Annotated in this window: 11 protein-coding genes; 8 read left to right on the forward strand and 3 right to left on the reverse strand. The window is 75.6% G+C overall.

Features of this window, described 5'->3' with window-relative positions:
• Positions 1–4: 4 nt before the first annotated feature.
• Positions 5–4735, forward strand: coding sequence for a hypothetical protein (locus ACL02R_RS17220; RefSeq protein WP_412797800.1), 4731 nt, complete (start codon positions 5–7; stop codon positions 4733–4735).
• A 16-nt stretch (positions 4736–4751) separates the two neighbouring features.
• Here ACL02R_RS17220 and ACL02R_RS17225 read toward each other — a convergent pair whose 3' ends face one another.
• Positions 4752–5033, reverse strand: coding sequence for a hypothetical protein (locus tag ACL02R_RS17225; protein ID WP_412797801.1), 282 nt, complete (start codon positions 5031–5033; stop codon positions 4752–4754).
• Positions 5034–5264: 231 nt separating this feature from the next.
• Here ACL02R_RS17225 and ACL02R_RS17230 point away from each other — a divergent pair, with 231 nt between their 5' ends.
• A complete protein-coding gene (locus ACL02R_RS17230) occupies positions 5265–7673 on the forward strand; it encodes a nitrate- and nitrite sensing domain-containing protein (RefSeq protein ID WP_412797802.1) in 2409 nt (802 codons plus the stop codon).
• A gap of 36 nt (positions 7674–7709) precedes the next feature.
• Positions 7710–8153, forward strand: a complete 444-nt coding sequence (locus ACL02R_RS17235) for a roadblock/LC7 domain-containing protein (RefSeq protein WP_412797803.1) — start codon at positions 7710–7712, stop codon at positions 8151–8153.
• 154 nt (positions 8154–8307) lie between these two features.
• On the opposite strand, the gene ACL02R_RS17240 is transcribed toward ACL02R_RS17235, so the two are convergent.
• Positions 8308–9108 carry a M15 family metallopeptidase gene (locus tag ACL02R_RS17240; protein ID WP_412797804.1) on the reverse strand — a complete coding sequence of 267 codons (801 nt, stop codon included), beginning with the start codon at positions 9106–9108 and terminating at the stop codon, positions 8308–8310.
• A gap of 164 nt (positions 9109–9272) precedes the next feature.
• Here ACL02R_RS17240 and ACL02R_RS17245 point away from each other — a divergent pair, with 164 nt between their 5' ends.
• From ACL02R_RS17245 to ACL02R_RS17255, 3 genes are all read left to right on the forward strand, one after another.
• Positions 9273–11309, forward strand: coding sequence for an acetoacetate--CoA ligase (locus ACL02R_RS17245; protein ID WP_412797805.1), 2037 nt, complete (start codon positions 9273–9275; stop codon positions 11307–11309).
• A gap of 117 nt (positions 11310–11426) precedes the next feature.
• Positions 11427–12368, forward strand: a complete 942-nt coding sequence (locus ACL02R_RS17250; RefSeq protein WP_412797806.1) for a hypothetical protein — start codon at positions 11427–11429, stop codon at positions 12366–12368.
• Positions 12369–12613: 245 nt separating this feature from the next.
• Entirely contained in the window at positions 12614–13279 is a 666-nt protein-coding gene (locus ACL02R_RS17255; protein ID WP_412797807.1) for an NAD-dependent epimerase/dehydratase family protein, read from the forward strand.
• A 76-nt stretch (positions 13280–13355) separates the two neighbouring features.
• Here ACL02R_RS17255 and ptsP read toward each other — a convergent pair whose 3' ends face one another.
• A complete protein-coding gene (gene ptsP / locus ACL02R_RS17260; RefSeq protein ID WP_412797808.1) occupies positions 13356–15023 on the reverse strand; it encodes a phosphoenolpyruvate--protein phosphotransferase in 1668 nt (555 codons plus the stop codon).
• Between the two features lie 160 nt (positions 15024–15183).
• Between ptsP and ACL02R_RS17265 the strand changes: the two genes are divergently transcribed.
• Positions 15184–15795: a CDP-alcohol phosphatidyltransferase family protein gene (locus ACL02R_RS17265; RefSeq protein ID WP_362958945.1), complete on the forward strand. Its 612-nt coding sequence runs from the start codon at positions 15184–15186 to the stop codon at positions 15793–15795.
• Positions 15796–15924: 129 nt separating this feature from the next.
• Entirely contained in the window at positions 15925–18420 is a 2496-nt protein-coding gene (locus ACL02R_RS17270) for a sugar phosphate nucleotidyltransferase (protein ID WP_412797809.1), read from the forward strand.
• Positions 18421–18483: the final 63 nt, after the last annotated feature.

Below are 18483 nucleotides of genomic sequence, written 5' to 3' on the forward strand. Positions count from 1 at the left end.
CCCGATGTACGAGCTGGCCCGCATCCGCCTCTACTCCATCGGCCCGGCAGGCGCCCGGTACGCCGACACGGTCCTCGACCTGCGGGGCGTCGGCGACCCGGTGCCGAAACCGGCGCCCGCCCAGGCGGACTTCTTCGAGGACGAGCCGCAGGGCCCGCCCCGCCGACCCGCCCCCGCCGGCGTCCTGTTCCTGGAGAACGGCGGCGGCAAGTCGGTCCTGCTCAAGCTGATCTTCTCCGTCATGCTCCCGGGCCACCGCAACACGCTGGGCGGCGCCAGCTCCGGCGTGCTGCGCAAGTTCCTCCTCGCCGACGACTGCGGTCATGTCGCGCTCGAATGGCAGCACACCCTGACCGGCGAGACCATCGTCGTCGGCAAGGTCAGCGAGTGGCGCGGCCACCAGGTCTCCAGCGACCCGCGCCGCTTCGCCGAGGCCTGGTACTCGTTCCGGCCGGGCCCCGGCATGAGCCTCGACTCGCTGCCCGTCGCCGAGTCCACCGCCCTGCGCCCGCGCGCCGACGGCGCCTCGGGGGCCAGGGGACGGCGCCGCACCATGAAGGGCTTCCGCGACGTCCTCACCGAGACGGCCAAGGCGTACCCGAACCTCGACGTCGTCTGGGAGGAGATCCACGAGCGCTGGATCGACCACCTCAGCGCCCTCGGCCTCGACCCCGAACTCTTCCGCTACCAGCGCGAGATGAACGCCGACGAGGGCGAGGCGGCGGGTCTGTTCGCCGTCCGCCGCGACGCGGACTTCACCGACCTGCTGCTGCGCGCCGTCACCGACACCCGGGACACCGACGGCCTCGCCGACCTTGTCCACGGCTTCGCCCACAAGCTCGGCCGCCGCGCCGAACTGTCCGCCGAGCGCGACTTCACCGCGGGCTCCGTCGACCTCCTCACCCGCATCGGCGAGTCCGCCGCCGAGCGCGACGCGGCCCGCGCCGTCCACACCGCCGCCGAGCGCCGCGCCCGCGCCCTCGCGCGGCGCCTCACCGCGCGCGGCCGGGACGAACGGGAGCGCGCCGCCGTCCTCGCCGACCGGGTCGCGGACGCCGCACGCACGGTGGCCGACGCCGAGCGCACCCGCGGCCTCGCGGCCCGCACCGCCGCCGAACTCGCCTACCGCCACGCCTCGCTCGCCCTCGCCGCCGCCGAGAAGGCCGCCACCGCGCAGCGCCGCGAACTGACCGACGCCCGCACCCTCCAGGCCGCCTGGCAGGCCGCCGAGACCGTCCTCCAGCACCGCGCGGCCGCCGACCGCGCCGCCCGGGTGGCCGCCGCCATCCGCGAGGCCGAACGGGACGCCGCGCCCGCCCTCGCCGCCAGGAGCCGCGCCGCCGCCGCGCTGGTACGCGCCCTGCACACGGCGGCCGCCGAGAGCGAACGCGTCGCCACCGGGCACGAGGAGCGGTCCGCCGCCCTCCAGGCCGGGGCCGAGGCCGCCCACCACGACGCCACCACGGCCGCCACCGAGGCGCAGCGCGCGCGCAGCGAGGCCGAGCACCTGCGGCAGCGGCTCGCCGAGATGGACCAGGAGACCGAACGCGCGGTCGGCGCCGGATGGCTGGACGGCGCCGACCCGGCCCGCGCCGCCCTCGCGGCCGAGGACGCCGCCCAGACCGCCGCCGCCGCGTTCGAGTCCGCCCGCGAGGCCGCCGCCCGCACGGCCGACCACGCCCGGCAGACCACCGCCGCGCACGGCCGCGCCGAACTCGCCGCGGCCCGCGCCGCCGACGCGGCGGACGCCACCCGCGCCGCGTGGCAGGGCGAGCACCGCACGGCAGGCGCGCTCGCCGCGGAGCCGCGCCTCGCCGAACTGCTCGGCCTGCCCGCCGCCGGCACGGCCGCGGAGGATTCCGGCGCCGCTCCCGCGCTCACGGCCGGGGAACTCGACCGCGCCGCCGGCGAACTGGCCGGCCTGCTCGACGAACGGACCACCGCCGACGAACGCCGCCTGTTCGACCTGCGGACCACCGCGGCGGACGACGCCCGCATCCTCGCCGCCCTCGGCGACGGCGGCCTCCTGCCCCCGGGCCCCGACGTCCTGGCCACCGTCGAACACCTCGGCGAGCACGGCATCCCGGCGCTCCCCGGCTGGCGCTACCTCGCCCAGGCCGTGGACCCGGCGGACCACGCCACCGTCCTGGCCGCCCGCCCGGAACTGGTCGACGGCGTCGTCGTCACCGACCCGGCGAGCCACGCGCGGGCCCGCGAGGTCCTCGCCCAGGCGGCCCTCCTCCCGCGCTCCGCCGTCGCCGTGGGCACGGCCGCCGCGCTGCTCGCCCCCACCCCGCCCCCGGCGGACCGGGACAGCGGCGTGTTCCTCGTGCCGCCCAACCCCGCGATGCACGACGAGCGCGCCGCCGACGACGAACGGCAGGCCCTGCGCCGCCGCGCCGCCGACCGGGACACCGACATCCGCGCCCTCGCCGCCCGTACCGCGGCGGACCGCGCCCTCGCCGCGCGTCTCGCCTCCTGGCGCGCCGGCTGCCCCGCCGGACGGCTCGCCGAACTCGCCGCCGCCGCCGAGCGCGCCGCCGCCGAGGCCGAGGCCGCCCACCGCCGCCGCACCGAGGCCGACGCCGCCCGCGCCGAGGCGGAGGACGCGGCGGCGGAGGCGGCACGGGCGCGGGACGAGCGGCAGGACGCCGCACAGCGCGCCCGCCGCGCCGCCGACGCGCTCGCCGGGCTCGCGTTCCGCCTGCGCGAGCGGCCCAGGCAGCAGGCCAGGCTGCGGGAGCTGGCCGCCGAGACGGCGGAGGCCGAGGCACGCGCCGCCGCGTTCCTCGACCGCGCCCGCGCCGCCGACGAGGACCGCCGCAGCGTCCAGCGCGCGGCCGACGACGCGCGCCGCACGGCCCGCGCGCTCCGTGCCGAACGGGCCGAGGTCACCGGCGCCCCCGACCTCGCCGACGACCCCTCCCTCGCCGACGACCCCGCGCGGGCCGACGGGCCGGAGGCGTCCGGCGCGGAGAAGGCGGAGAAGGCGGAGAAGGACGCCAAGGGGAAGCGCCAGGGCAGCCCGGCGTCGCTCCCCGCGCTGCGCGAGGCGTACCGCTCGGCGTCCCAGCTCTACGAGAAGGTCGGCGTCGGCGCCGACCTCCGCGCGGAGCAGGCGCGCGCCGAGAGCGAGGAGAGCGCCGCGCTCGCCGCCCTCGACCGCCTCAGCAACAAGGTCCGCACCCGCGCCGCCCGCCTGCTGGAGGGCACCGAGGGCGCCGACGGCCCCTCGCGGCAGGCCGCCGCCGCCCGCGCCGAGTCCCTCGTACAGCTGCTGGAGACCCGCGCGTCGGCCGCCAGCGAGCAGCTCGGCCGCCTGCGCGGCGAGGCGGAACGGCTCGCCCCCGCCGAGGGCACCAGCCACATCGAGCTGCCCCCCGACGCGGTCCCCGCCGACGCCGACCGCGCCCGCGACCTCCTGCGCGAGGCCACCACCGCCCTCGCCGCCCACGACGACGCCCTCGCCACCGCCCGCGACACCCACGAGGACCTGCTGCGCGACCACCGGGCGGCCCAGGACGCGGCCGGCGGCTTCGAGGAGATCGCCGCCCTCCTGCGCGACCTGCTGCGCGACCCGCCCCCGGGTCAGAACCCCGCCGAAGGTGACGCCCCCGCGGCCGCGGGGCAGGACGGGGAGGAGCCGTACGCGGGCACCCTCGCCGAGGCCAGGCAGACGGCGACCGACACGCGCCGCGCCCTCCGTGCGAGCGCCGCGGCGCTCGCCACCGCCGAGGCCGCCGTCCGCGAGGCGTCCGACCGCCTCGTCCGGCACGCCAACTCCACACGCTACGAGCAGGTCCGCACGCCCGCCAGGCAGCAGATCCGCGAACTGCCCGCCGCCGCCCTGCCCGCGCACGCCGCCGCCTGGTCCGAGGCGTTCGCCCCGCGCCTGCGCGTCCTCACCGACGAACTGGCCCAGCTCGAACGCAACCGCGACAGCATCACCGACCGCCTGCGCGGCCTCGTCGAGTCGTCCCTCGCCACGCTCCGCGCCGCGCAGCGGCTGTCCCGGCTGCCCGAGGGGCTGGGGGAGTGGTCGGGACAGGAGTTCCTGCGCATCCGCTTCGAGGACCCCGACCAGGCGACTCTCGCCGAACGCCTCGGCGAGGTCGTCGATGAGACCACGAGCGCCGCCGTCAAGAAGAACTCCGACCTGCGCCGCGACGGCATGTCGCTGCTCCTGCGCGGCGTCCACGCGGCGCTCCAGCCGCGCGGCGTGCGCGTCGAGATCCTCAAGCCGGACGCCGTACTGCGCGCGGAACGCGTCCCCGTCGGGCAGATGGGCGACGTCTTCTCCGGCGGCCAGCTCCTCACCGCCGCCATCGCGCTCTACTGCACGATGGCCGCCCTGCGCAGCAACGACCGTGGCCACGACCGCCACCGGCACGCGGGCACGCTGTTCCTCGACAACCCCATCGGCCGCGCCAACGCCACGTACCTGCTGGAGCTCCAGCGCGCCGTCGCCGACGCCCTGGGCGTACAACTCCTCTACACCACAGGGCTGTTCGACACGACGGCGCTGGCCGAGTTCCCCCTCGTCATCCGGCTGCGGAACGACGCGGACCTCCGCGCGGGCCTGAAGTACATCAGCGTCGAGGAGCACCTGCGGCCGGGGCTGCCCCGTGCGGACCCCGACGCCGCGACCGTCCACGGCGAGATCACGGCGACCCGCGTGTACCGCCGCCCGCCGCCCGCGCCGGGGGAGGCGGAGGCCGCCGTCCCCGCGTCCTGAGGCGCCCGGCGGCGCGTCAGGACCGCCGCAGCGGCCGCTCCCGCGCCGCGCTGCTCGGCGCGGAGACGACCCCGTGCCGCTGCCGCCACTGCTGCCGGGTGACCCAGATGTCGAGCACCGACCAGGTGGACACGACGCTGCTCGCCAGCGTGGCCACCAGCATGGGGAACGCCAGCCACGATCCGGCCAGCGTGCTCAGCAGCACGACGACGAGCTGACTGAGGGTCAGCGCGATGATGATCCCCGCACGCACACACGCCGCCCGCACCGGGTCCGGCATACGCTGTCTCGCGTACACGCCGCCTTCGCTTCCTGCACCGTCGGATGCGCGGAAATGCCCGCGGTGTCCATGGTAGAACGCCTTGCGCGGTCCCGGGGGACGGACGAGGATGAAGCGCCTGTACGCCAACTCGCGCCGCGCGCGGCCCCGTCCGGCCCGTCCGATACGCACCCCCCGTCCCAGCGCCGGTAGTAGGCTCGCGCTGGCGGACGCGGCGACCCACAGGCCGATTCGATCCAAGGGGAGGGCATGCGCTTTCGCGGCAAGTCGATCCGGCGGAAGGTGGCGGCGCTGGTCCTGGTGCCGTCGCTGTCCCTCGTCGTGCTGTGGGCCCTGGCCACGGCCGTCGCGATGTCCGACGCGCGGCGCGCGGGCGCGTCCGGGGACGCCGCCGACACCCTGACGGACCCCGTGCTCGACGTGGTCGACGCCGTGCAGGACGAACGCCGCCAGACCCTCGTGCACCTCGCCGACCCCCGCCGCGCCGAGGGCCTCGACGCCCTGACCGCGACCCGCGAGGCGGCCGACGCCGCCGCGGAGCGCGTGCGCGGGCTCGCGGACGACGCGGGCGACGGCCTCGGCATTACCACGCGCGCCCGGCTCGACGGCCTGCTCGGCGCGCTGGACGAACTCGCCCGCCTGCGTGAGGCGGTGGGCAGCAACACGACCTCGCGCCCGGCCGCACTCGACGCGTACACGGACGTGATCACCCCCGCGTTCCGCCTGCTCGACGCCCTGCGCCCGGCCGCGGACCCGGACCACGACGCGCAGGGCGGGGCCGTCGTCGGCCTCGGGCGCGTCCGCGACCTGCTCTCCCAGGAGGACGCGCTGGTCGCCGGCGCGCTCGCCTTCGGCCGCACCACGGACGGCGAACTCCGGGCGCTCACCGACCTCGTGGCGCAGCGGCGGCTGACCCTGGACACCGCCCTGCCCGAGCTGCCGGTGGAGGACCGGGAGGCGTTCGAGGAGTTCACCGGCGGCGGCACCGTCGGCGTGCTCACCGGCGCGGAGGAGAACCTCCTCGCGGGCCGCACCGCCACCGTCCAGTCCGACCGCTGGGAGGCCGCGACCACCACCGCGCTGGACGAACTAGAGCGCCTCGCCGACCAGGCCCGCGACCGCTACCGCGACGCCGTCGCGCCGGGCGCGTCGGGCCCGCGCGACCGCGCCGTGCTGCTCGCCGGCCTCGGCCTCGCCGCTCTCGCGCTCACCGCGTACGTCGCCGTCCGCGTCGGCCGCGGCCTCGTCCGCGACATGCGCGCCCTCGCCCGCGAGGCCACCGACTCCGCCGAGGTCCGGCTGCCCGGCGTGACCCGCAGACTCGCGGCCGGGGAGCACATCGACGTCGAGACGGAGGCGCCGCTGCTCGACTACGGCCCCGACGAGATGGGCCGCGTCGGCCAGGCGCTCAACACCCTCCAGCGCGCCGCCGTCTCCGCCACCGTCGACAGGGCCCGTACGCAGCGCGGCGTCTCCGAGGTGTTCGTGAACCTCGCGCGCCGCAGCCAGGTGCTGCTGCACCGGCAGCTCAACCTCATCGAGTCGCTGGAGCGCAGGACCGACGACCCGGAGGACGCCGGCGACCTCGTCCGCGCCGCCCACCTCGCCGCCCGCATGCGGCGGCACGCCGAGGGGCTCGTGATCCTCTCGGGCGCCGCGCCCGCGCGCCAGTGGCGCAAGCCGGAGACGCTGATGGACGTCGTGCGCGCGGCGGTCGGCGAGGTCGAGGACTTCGAACGGATCGAGGTCCGCATGCTGCCGCCGCTCACCGTGGAGGGCGGCGCGGTCGCCGACCTCGTCCACCTCGTCGCCGAACTGCTGGAGAACGCCACGCTGTTCTCCCCGCCGCACACGGCCGTGCAGGTCAGCGGCGAGCGGGTCCCGCACGGCTTCACGCTGGAGATCCACGACCGGGGCCTCGGCATGACGGCCGACGCGCTGCACGAGGCGAACCGGCGGCTCACCGGCGACCCGGACTTCGAACCGTCCGACACGGACCGCGTCGGCCTGTTCGTCGTCGCACGGCTCGCCGCGCGGCACGGCATCCGCGTCGCGCTCGGCGAGTCGCCGTACGGCGGCACCACCGCCGTCACCCTCATCCCCGGCGAACTGCTGTCCGAGGCCAGGGAGGAGCCCGCCGCGCGGCTCCCGGGCACCCCCGGCAGGCCCGCCCTCCACGGTGGCGCGGTGGACGGGCCCGTGGAACTGGAGGGGCACGTCCCGCACGGCGGCCAGGACCCGGGCCGATCCCGGGAGACCGACGGCGGCCACGAACGGGCCCGCCCCGCCGAACGCACGGGCGCCCGCCCCGACCTGCCGCGCAGACACCGCGCGCCCGTCCTCGTCGCCGACCACGGGCGCCCCGTCGGCCCCGGCGCGGAGGACGCCCCCGCCGCCCCCGCCCCGCCCGTCCCCGGGACCGGCCCGGCCGAGCCCACCACACCCCCCACCACCGCCACCGGCCTGCCCCGCCGCGTACGCCGCGTGCAGGCCGTCCCCACCGACCCCGGCCCCGAGCCCGCCGGCCACCCCGGCCCCGACGACGGCGACCCCGTACCGGACGCCGAGGAGGCACGCGCCCGCATGGCGGCGCTCCAGCGCGGCTGGCAGCGCGGCAGGGAGCAGAACGGCGGGCGGCGCGGACGCCCGCCCGAATGACACACCGTCCCCAGCGACACCCGTGAGGCAGGACCGATGAGCGCACCCAAGGACACGGCCGCCGGCCCTCCGTACGGCGGCCACGGCGGCGACGGCGCCGGGCCCGGCGGCCTCCTGGCCGACCTGACGGACCGCGTCCCCGGTATCAGACACGCCCTGCTGCTCGGCTCCGACGGCCTGCCGCGCGGCGGCTCGCGCGGGCTCGCCCAGAGCGACGCCGAGCAGCTCGCGGCGGTCGCGTCCGGCTTCCACAGTCTGGCGCGCGGCGTCGGGCGTCACTTCGAGACGGGCGCGGTGCGCCAGACGCTGGTGGAGCTGGACGGCGCCTTCCTCCTCGTCACCGCGGCGGGGCAGGGGAGCGCGCTGGCCGTGCTCGCCGAGGCGGACTCGGACCTGGGCGAGGTCGCCTACGAGATGGCGGTCCTGGTGAAACGGGCGGCGCCGCTCCTCAACCAGCCGCCGCACGCCGGTTTCCGCTGAGCAGGACGCGCGCGGGACCGGTCTGACACGCCGTCGTTCCGGGCCAAAGATCTCCGGCGCGCCACGAGTGTCGCGAACCGGTGACAACGGGGGCTCCCGGCGAACCGTTCCCGCACCCGACGCCGTCCCACGCTGCGACGACGGGGCCCGGGACCTACGGGGGTGGCTCCGGGCTCCCGCCGTCCGTCCCGCCGTCCCGTTCCCGCCCGTCCCCGCGCAGCGCCTCGCGCGCCACCGGGAAGTCGAAGTGGGTGTCGGGGAACGGCTCCGGCTCGTACCCGAAGTGCCACCACTCGGTCGTCACCGGGACGAAGCCCTCCCGCGTCAGCGCGCCACGCAGGGTGGCACGGGCCGTGCGCTGCTCCTTCGTCAGGTCGCGCTCCCCGACGTGCGAGCGCGGGTCGAAGAAGTCGAAGTCCGTGCCCATGTCCACCGGTTCGCCGTCCCGGACGAGCGTCACGTCCACGGTGCTGCCGCGGCTGTGCCCCGACCGCTCGGCCAGGTAACCCTCGTCGAACAGCCGGTCCTTGGGCACCCGCGGGTAGAACTCGTCCTTCGTCCGCGTGTCGCCGCGGTCGTCCGCCCAGCGCAGGAAGTGGTCCACGGCGCGCTGCGGCCGGTAGCAGTCGTAGACCAGCAGCCCGTAGCCGCGCCCGCGCAGGGAGCGGTGGGCGCGGCGCAGCGCGAGCGCGCTCTTTTCCGTCAGCAGGCACTCGGCGTCGCGGTAGCCGTCGACGGGCTCGCCGACGAAGTTGTGGTCCCCCGCGTAGCGGATGTCCTGCCCGATGCCGGGGGCCACGTCCCGCAGCGCGACGAACTCCTCGGGCGCCCGCGACCTGTCGGCCCCGTCCGCGCCGCCCCCGTGCCGCGGCGTACCGGCGAGCCCTGCGGCGAGCACGCCGACGACTCCCACGGCTGCGGCGAGCCCGACGGCTGCGGTGTATCGGCGGCGCACCCTCCACACGTACCGGACGCGCCCCGCGCACGACAGCGGGAGCGGCCCGCCGCGCGGCATCCGGGTGGTGCGTGACGGGCGGCGGCCGGGGCAAGGGCCTGGTGTACGCGCCGGTCACCTGGCATCGTCCTGACCAGCCGCGCCACGAGCACCCTGGAGCCGCCATGCCCACCGACACCACCCCGCACCCCGCGACGCCGGCCCCGCTGTGGCGCCCGGCGCAGGAGCAGATCGCGGACGCCCGCCTGACGGCGTTCCACGCCTTCGCGGCCGACCGGTACGGCGCTCCCACCCCCAGGGCGGGCGACCCCGCCGCGGACTACGCCGCCCTGCACGGCTGGTCGGTCGCGGAGGCCGACGCCTTCTGGCGCGCGGTCGCCGACTGGTTCGCCGTACGCTTCAGGACGCCGTACACGGCGGCGCTCGCCGACGCGGCCATGCCCGGCGCCCGCTGGTTCCCCGGCGCGACGCTGAACTACGCCGAGCACGCCCTGCGCACCGCCGAGGACCCCGCGCGCGCCGACACCCCGGCGCTGCTGCGGATCGACGAACGGCTCACGCCCGAGCCCGTCACGTGGGCCGACCTGCGCCGGGCCACCGCCAACCTCGCGGCCACGCTGCGGGACCTGGGCGTCCGGCCGGGCGACCGCGTGAGCGGCTACCTGCCGAACATCCCCGAGGCCGTCGTCGCCCTGCTCGCCACCGCCGCCGTGGGCGCCGTGTGGACGTCCTGCGCGCCGGACTTCGGCGCGCGCAGCGTGCTCGACCGCTTCCAGCAGGTCGAGCCCGTCGTCCTGATCGCGGTGGACGGCTACCGCTACGGCGGCCGGGCCCACGACCGCACCGCGACCGTCGCCGAACTGCGCCGCGGCCTGCCCACGCTGCGCGCCGTCGTCCACGTCCCGCTGCTGGGCAGCGCGCCGCCCGAGGGGGCGCTGGCCTGGGACGACGTCACGAGCGGCGACGCGCCCGCCGTGTACGACCCGGTGCCGTTCGACCATCCGCTGTGGGTGCTCTACTCGTCCGGCACGACGGGCCTGCCGAAGGCGATCGTGCACTCGCAGGGCGGCATCCTGCTCGAACACCTCAAGCAGATCGGGCTGCACTGCGACCTCGGTCCCGGCGACCGGCTGTTCTGGTACACGTCGACCGGCTGGATGATGTGGAACTTCCTGGTCTCCGCGCTCCTCACCGGCACCACGGCCGTCCTCTACGACGGCAGCCCCGCCCATCCCGGCACCGATGCGCAGTGGCGCGTCGCGGAACGCACCCGGGCGACCGTCTTCGGCACCTCGGCGGCGTACGTCATGGCGTGCGCCAAGGCGGGCGTCCGGCCGGGCCGCGACCTCGACCTGTCCGCGACCCGCTGCGTGGCGACCACCGGTTCGCCGCTGCCGCCCGACGGCTTCCGCTGGCTGCACGAGGAGGCGGGGGAGGACCTGTGGATCGCCTCGGTGAGCGGCGGGACGGACGTGTGCAGCTGCTTCGCCGGCGCCGTGCCCACGCTGCCGGTGTACGTGGGCGAGCTCCAGGCCCCCGGGCTCGGTACGGCGCTCGCCGCGTGGGGCCCGGCGGGCGAGCCGCTGACCGACGCGGTGGGGGAGCTGGTGGTCACCGCGCCGATGCCGTCCATGCCGGTCGGCTTCTGGAACGATCCGGACGGCGCCCGGTACCGCGACGGCTACTTCGCCGTGTACCCCGGCGTGTGGCGGCACGGCGACTGGGTGACCGTCACCTCGCGCGGCACCGTCGTCATCCACGGCCGCTCCGACTCGACGCTCAACCGGCAGGGCGTGCGCATGGGTTCGGCCGACATCTACGAGACGGTGGAGAGGCTGCCGGAGATCCGCGAGTCGCTCGTCGTCGGCGTGGAGGAGCGCGACGGCGGGTACTGGATGCCGCTGTTCGTCCGCCTCGCGGAGGGCGCGGTGCTGGACGACGGGCTGCGGGAGCGCGTCAGGACGGCGATCCGCGCCGAACTCTCCCCGCGCCACGTCCCGGACGAGATCGTCGAGGTCCCCGCCGTGCCGCACACCCTCACCGGCAAGCGCCTCGAAGTGCCCGTCAAACGCCTGCTCCAGGGCGCCGCGCTCACCGAGGCGGTCAATCCCGGCTCGGTCGACGCCCCGGAACTGCTGCGCTTCTACGAGCGGCTCGCCCGCGAGCGCGCCGCTGTCAGTGGTGCCGACTACTCTGAGTGATGTGCTGGTCCGTTGCCCGCACCCCGCGTGAGCGGGGCCGCGGGCACGGCTCCGGCACGGCACGGGTGACCGCGCCGCACCACGAGAAGCACAGCGAGACGAGGAAGAGGGGGAGCCATGGCATCCAGCACCCGACGCGCCCGCAGGGGCGGCGGCAGGCGGAACGGCGGCCGGGGGAGCACGGGCCCGGGACGCGCGGCGCGCTGGCGTGAGAGCGCGGGGACGGTGGCGGTGGTCGCGGACGAGGTCGGCTTCGCCCGCATGCGCCGCTACCCGACCTTCGCGCACGCCGACCACGCCGGGTACCTCCGGGACACCGAGGACCTGCTGCGCTCCCTGGCCAGGCGCCACGGCCACACGAGCGTCGCGCTTTTCGACCCGGCGGACTTCGCCGAGTTCTGTGGCCAGGAGGGGCTCGACCAGGACAGCGCGGCCAGCCGCGCCCGCTACACCGCCGAGATCGCCGGGCGCGGCGCCACCGTCCCGTACGAGGGGCAGCCGCTCGGCACGCTCGTGCCGGCCCTGCTGGCCGAGCAGCGATGGCAGGAGACCTGGGAACGGGCCGGTGACCTGCTGGCCGGGGCGGGCTCCTGCGCGGACTGCGGCGCGCCGCTCGTGCGCTGCGCCTTCCAGCGCGCCGCCTCGCTGCTCACCCGCGTCCTGGAACGCACAGGGCCGGGCGCGCACCACATGGTGGCGAGCCTGCTGACCGGCGCGGGTCCGCTCACGGCAGCCCTGCGCGCCGACACGGCCGCCGAAGGGGGCATCCGGCTGGCCGAGGCCGACGCGCTGGTGCTGTGCACCGTCCTCGCGGCCGGTCTGGCGACCGAGGACCCCGGCGGCCTGGTCCTGCGCTCGTCGCCGGGGGAGACCGGCGAGTGGCCCGAACAGGTCTGCGGCTGGAGCCTGCGCGGCGGGCGCCTGCACGCGCTCACCGAAGGAGAGGTCTTCACCGCCTACTGCACGGACGCCCTGACCGGCGAGCCTGTCGCCCCGGAACCGGACGTCGTCTACCGGGCGGCACCGGCCATCGCCCGGCCCGCCTGCCCGGAAAGCTGACGGCACGGGACCCCCGCACGGCCCCCGGACAGCACCGGGGGCCGTGCGGCCCCACATCCCACACCGCCATGCCACCCCCCTCACATGTCGCACCGGGGTCCGCCCCGGCCGGCGGCCCCGCGCACCCCGGCCTTCGCGTCCGCCGGCGGACGCCGCCCGTGGTGCCGGGCCGCGGGGGCGCGGTACGCTCGGGCTCCAATCGGAGGAAGCTCCGCTTACCGGGCGCGATCTGACGAGGAGTCCGCATGAAGGTCGTCATCTTCGGCGCGAGCGGCATGATCGGCCAGGGCACGCTGCGCGCCTGCCTCCTGGACGAGACCGTCACCGAGGTCGTCGCCGTGGTCCGCCGCCCGCTCGGCCGCGCGCACCCCAAGCTCCGCGAGCTCGTGCACGCGGACTTCACGGACCTGTCCGCCCTCGCCGAGGCACTCGGCACACCCGACGCCTGCTTCTACTGCCTGGGCATCTCGTCGGCCGGACTCGGCGAGGCCGAATACACCGTCATCACCCACGACTACACGCTCGCGGCGGCCAGGACGCTGCTGGCCCGCAACCCGGACCTGACGTTCGTCTACGTCTCGGGCTCCGGCGCGGACAGCTCCGAGTCCGGCTCCACCATGTGGGCACGCGTCAGAGGGCGCACGGAGAACGCCCTCCTCGCCCTCTCACCCCGCACCCGCATCATCCGGCCCGCCTACATCAGGCCGCGCCACGGCGCCCGCTCCCGCACACGCTCCTACCGCCTGCTCTACGCCGCCACGTCCTGGCTCTACCCGCTCCTCCACCGGCTCCTGCCCCGGCACACGACGACGACGGACACCCTGGGCCGCGCCATGATCGCCCTCGTGGGGACCACCGAGGACCTGCCGCCCATCCTCACCAGCCGCGAGATCAACCGCCTCGGCGCCTGAACACGGCCCGCCCGCGCCGCGCACAGGAGCACGGCGCGGCGCGCCCCCGGACCCGCCCACCGCCACGCCCCGGCGCTCACTCCCCGGACAGCACCCCCTGCGCCGCCGCCCGCGCCGCCGGACCGCTCTCGGCCGCCCGCGCGGCGGCCGCCGCACGCTCGCACTGCGCCAGCGTGTGCCGCCCCAGCGTCTCGCGCACCGGCGCGATCGCCGCCGGACTCATCGACAGACTCGTCACACCGAGCCCCGTCAGCACCGCCGCCAGCAGCGGGTCCGCCGCCGCCTCCCCGCACACCCCGCAGCTCTTGCCCTCGGCCCCCGCCGCCTCGGCGGCCATCGCCACCAGGTCGAGCAGTGCGGGCTGCCACGGGTCTTGCCACCGCGCCACCCCGCCCAACTGGCGGTCCGCCGCGAACGCGTACTGCGCCAGGTCGTTCGTCCCCAGCGACAGGAACTCCACCTCCTGCAACAGCGAACGCGCGCGCAGCGCGGCCGACGGCACCTCCACCATCACCCCTGCCTTGGCCGGCAGCCCTGCTTCCCCGCACGCCTCCGCGAACGCCCGCGCGTCCGCCCGGTCGGACACCATCGGCGCCATCACCTCCAGATGCACCGGCAGCCCCTCCGCCGCACGCGCCAGCGCCCGCAACTGCGTCCCCAGCACCTCCGGATGCGCCAGCAGCGCCCGCAGCCCCCGCACCCCGAGCGCCGGATTCGGCTCGTCCCCCGGCGTCAGGAACGCCAGCGGCTTGTCCGCGCCCGCGTCCAGCACCCGCACCACCACCCGCCCCTCGGGGAACGCCTCCAGCACCTCCCGGTACACGGCGGCCTGTTCCTCCTCCGAAGGTGCCTGCGCCCGCTCCAGGAACAGGAACTCCGTCCTGAAGAGCCCCACCCCCTCCGCGCCCGCCGCCACGGCCCCCGCGACATCCCCCGGCCCGCCGATGTTCGCGAGCAGCGGCACCCTGTGCCCGTCCGACGTCGTCCCCGGCCCACGGGAACGCGTCAGCGCCGCGCGCCGCTCCTCCGCCGCCCGCGTCAGCGCCTCCCGCCGCTCCGGCCCCGGATCGACCACGACCTCGCCCGAACTCCCGTCCACCGCGACGACCGTCCCCTCCGCGACCTCCCGCGCGCCCGGGAGCGCCACCACCGCGGGCACGCCCAGCGCACGCGCCAGGATCGCGCTGTGACTCGTCGGCCCGCCCTCCTCGGTGATGAAGCCGAGCACCAGCCGCGGATCGAGCAGCGCCGTGTCCGCCGGGGCGAGGTCCCTGGCGATCAGCACGTACGGCTCCTCGCTGTCCGGAACGCCGGGGATCGGCACGCCGAGCAGCCGCGCCACGATCCGGTTGCGCACGTCGTCCAGGTCCGCCACCCGGCCCGCGAGGTACTCGCCCGCGCCCGCGAGCAGGGCACGGTAGGCCGCCAGCGCGTCGGACACCGCCCGCTCCGCCGCCGCGCCCACCCCGATGCGCCGCTCGACGTCCGCCAGCAGTTCCGGGTCGAGCGCCATCAGCGCCTGCGCCTCCAGCACGGCCTGCGCCTCGCCCCCCGCCAGGTTCCCCCGCGCCCGCAGGTCGGCCGCCACCGCCTCCGCCGCCTGCCGCGCCCTGGCCAGCTCGCGCGGCGCATCGTCCGGCCCGATCCGCCGGTCGGGCGCGTCCAGCACCGCCGTACCCAGATGCCTGACCTCACCGATCGCCACCCCGTGACTGACGCCGACACCCCGAAGCCTGGACTCCATCGTTCCCGCCTTGCACTCGCCCGCCGACCCGTTCAGGACCGCAAACCACATAAAAGCCTAAGTCGCGGCGATCGGCCCCTCCGCCCGTGCCGCGCGGGGCGCCCGGTAAGGTGCACAGGCACAGCGGACACGGGGACACGGGGACACAGGAGGCTTCCGGGTGGAGGTCCAGGAGACACGCATCCAGACGGATCGCGTCCTCACCATTCCGAACATCCTCAGCATGGCCAGGCTCGTGGGCGTGCCGGTCTTCCTCTGGCTCGTCCTCTCACCCGTCTTCGACGGCCCCGACCTCGACGGCTGGGCCCTCCTCGTCCTGGCCGCCAGCGGGGTCAGCGACTACCTCGACGGCAAGCTCGCCCGCCGCTGGAACCAGATCAGCGCCCTCGGGCGCATCCTCGACCCCGCCGCCGACCGCCTCTACATCCTGTCCACCCTCGTCGGACTGACCTGGCGCGAGATCCTGCCCTGGTGGCTCACCGCCCTGCTGGTCGCCCGCGAACTGATGCTGCTCGTCACCGTCTGGGTGCTCGACCGCCACGGCTACGCGCCCCCGCAGGTGAACTTCCTCGGCAAAGCCGCGACTTTCAACCTGATGTACGCCTTCCCGCTCCTGCTGCTCAGTGACGGAAGTGGATGGCTGGCATCACTCGCTGCTATTTTCGGATGGGCGTTCGCCGGCTGGGGTACAGGGCTGTACTGGTGGGCAGGGATTCTCTACGTGGTCCAGGTCCGCCGCTTGCTGACGACGGACCATTCCACCGCCGACTGAGCCCGCCCTGGCAGTGTCGCAGGGGCCCGGCGCCCGCTTGTGCCGCACTTTTCCGGGGAGCCACCCCGGGCCCCTCCGGACGGGCGCGGTCGGAGTGACTGGCGAATCCTCAAGGAGGACACTTCCGATATGAAGGCCGTAGTAATGGCTGGTGGCGAAGGCACCCGGCTTCGCCCTATGACCGCGAGCATGCCGAAACCGCTGCTGCCCGTGGCGAACCGTCCCATCATGGAGCACGTCCTGCGGCTCCTGAAGCGCCACGGACTGACCGAGACCGTGGTCACCGTGCAATTCCTCGCCTCCCTCGTGAAGAACTATTTCGGCGACGGCGAGGAACTCGGGATGGACCTCACGTACGCCCATGAAGAAAAGCCACTCGGTACGGCCGGCAGTGTGAAGAACGCCGAGGACGCGCTCAAGGACGACTCGTTCCTGGTGATTTCCGGTGACGCCCTCACCGACTTCGACCTGACCGAACTCATCCGCTACCACAAGGAACGCGGCGCCCTCGTCACGGTCTGCCTCACCCGCGTTCCCAACCCGCTCGAATTCGGCATCACCATCGTCGACGACGACGGGCGTGTGGAGCGGTTCCTGGAGAAGCCGACCTGGGGCCAGGTCTTCTCCGACACCGTCAACACCGGTATCTACGTGATGGAACCCGAGGTCTTCGACTACGTCGAACCCGACACCTCCGTCGACTGGTCGGGCGACGTCTTCCCCCGCCTGATGAAGGAGGGCAAGCCGGTCTACGGCTATGTCGCCGAGGGCTACTGGGAGGACGTCGGCACCCACGAGAGCTACGTCAAGGCCCAGGCGGACGTTCTCGAAGGCAAGGTGGACGTCGAGATCGACGGCTTCGAGATCTCCCCCGGCGTCTGGATCGCCGAGGGCGCCGAGGTCCACCCCGACGCCAAACTCCGCGGCCCGCTCTACGTCGGCGACTACGCGAAGATCGAGGCCGGCGCCGAGGTGCGCGAGCACACCGTCATCGGCTCCAACGTCGTCGTGAAGTCCGACGCGTTCCTGCACCGCGCCGTCGTCCACGACAACGTGTACATCGGCCCGCAGACCAACCTGCGCGGCTGCGTCGTCGGCAAGAACACCGACGTCATGCGCGCCGCCCGCATCGAGGACGGCGCCGTCATCGGCGACGAGTGCCTCATCGGCGAGGAGTCCATCGTCCAGGGCAACGTCCGCGTCTACCCGTTCAAGACGATCGAGGCGGGCGCGTTCGTCAACACCTCCGTCATCTGGGAGTCGCGCGGCCAGGCGAACCTCTTCGGCGCCCGCGGCGTCTCCGGCATCCTCAACGTCGAGATCACGCCGGAACTGGCCGTCCGCCTCGCCAGCGCCTACGCCACCACCCTCAAGAAGGGCTCGACCGTCACCACCGCCCGCGACCACTCGCGCGGCGCCCGCGCCCTCAAACGCGCCGTCATCTCCGCCCTCCAGGCCAGCGCGATCGACGTGCGCGACCTGGAGAACGTGCCGCTCCCGGTCGCCCGTCAGCAGACCGCCCGCGGCAGCGCCGGCGGCGTCATGATCCGTACCACGCCCGGTGTCCCCGACTCCGTGGACATCATGTTCTTCGACGAGCGCGGCGCCGACCTCTCCCAGGGCGGCCAGCGCAAGCTCGACCGCGTCTACGCCCGGCAGGAGTACCGCAGGGCGTTCCCCGGCGAGATCGGCGACCTGACCTTCCCCGCCAGCGTCTTCGACGCGTACACCGGCTCCGTGCTGCGCGCCGTGGACACGACGGGCGTGGCCGAGTCGGGGCTGAAGATCGTCGTGGACGCGGCCAACGGCAGCGCGGGACTCGTCCTCCCGAGCCTGCTCGGCCGCCTCGGGGTGGACGCCCTCACCATCAACCCCGGCCTCGACGAGGCGCGCCCCACCGAGACCGCCGAGGCACGCCGCGCCGGGCTCGTACGGCTCGGCGAGATGGTCTCCTCCGCCCGCGCCGCCTTCGGCGTCCGCTTCGACCCCGTCGGCGAGCGGTTCGCGCTGGTGGACGAACGCGGCCGGATCATCGAGGACCAGCGCGCCCTGCTGGTCATGCTCGACCTGATCGCCGCGGAACGCCGCAGCGGGCGCGTGGCCCTCCCCGTCACCACCACGCGCATCGCCGAACAGGTGGCCGCCTACCACGGCACCGAGGTCGAGTGGACGACCACCTCGCCCGACGACCTCACCCGCGTCGCCCACAAGGAGGGCTCCGTCTTCGGCGGCGACGGGCAGGGCGGCTTCATCGTGCCCGAGTTCAGCTCCGTCTTCGACGCGACCGCCGCGTTCACCCGGCTCATCGGCCTGGTGGCCCGCACGCAGCTGTCGCTCAGCCAGATCGAGGCCCGCATCCCGCGCGCCCACGTCCTCAGCCGCGACGTCGCCACCCCCTGGGCCATCAAGGGCCTGGTGATGCGGCGCGTCGTCGAGGCGGCGGGCGACCGGTCCGTGGACACCACCGACGGCGTCCGCGTCGTCGAGTCCGACGGCCGGTGGGTCCTCGTGCTGCCCGACCCGGCCGAGGCCGTCACCCACCTGTGGGCCGAGGGACCGGACGACGCGGCGGCCCAGGAACTGCTCGACGTCTGGGCGGGAGTCGTGGACAGCGCCGAACACTGACCGGCCGCACACCGGCCGAAGGGCCCGGCCACCGGCCCGTTTCGATCAATCCGGGGGCGGCGT

Source organism: Streptomyces sp. MS19, assembly GCF_047200595.1.
Taxonomy (GTDB): Bacteria; Actinomycetota; Actinomycetes; order Streptomycetales; family Streptomycetaceae; genus Streptomyces.

Coding starts and splice junctions, on each gene's coding strand:
- ACL02R_RS17220 (WP_412797800.1), top strand. CDS start 5: ATGTACGAGCTGGCCCGCATCCGCCTCTACTCCATCGGCCCGGCAGGC.
- ACL02R_RS17230 (WP_412797802.1), top strand. CDS start 5,265: ATGCGCTTTCGCGGCAAGTCGATCCGGCGGAAGGTGGCGGCGCTGGTC.
- ACL02R_RS17235 (WP_412797803.1), top strand. CDS start 7,710: ATGAGCGCACCCAAGGACACGGCCGCCGGCCCTCCGTACGGCGGCCAC.
- ACL02R_RS17245 (WP_412797805.1), top strand. CDS start 9,273: ATGCCCACCGACACCACCCCGCACCCCGCGACGCCGGCCCCGCTGTGG.
- ACL02R_RS17250 (WP_412797806.1), top strand. CDS start 11,427: ATGGCATCCAGCACCCGACGCGCCCGCAGGGGCGGCGGCAGGCGGAAC.
- ACL02R_RS17255 (WP_412797807.1), top strand. CDS start 12,614: ATGAAGGTCGTCATCTTCGGCGCGAGCGGCATGATCGGCCAGGGCACG.
- ptsP (WP_412797808.1), bottom strand. CDS start 15,023: ATGGAGTCCAGGCTTCGGGGTGTCGGCGTCAGTCACGGGGTGGCGATC.
- ACL02R_RS17270 (WP_412797809.1), top strand. CDS start 15,925: ATGAAGGCCGTAGTAATGGCTGGTGGCGAAGGCACCCGGCTTCGCCCT.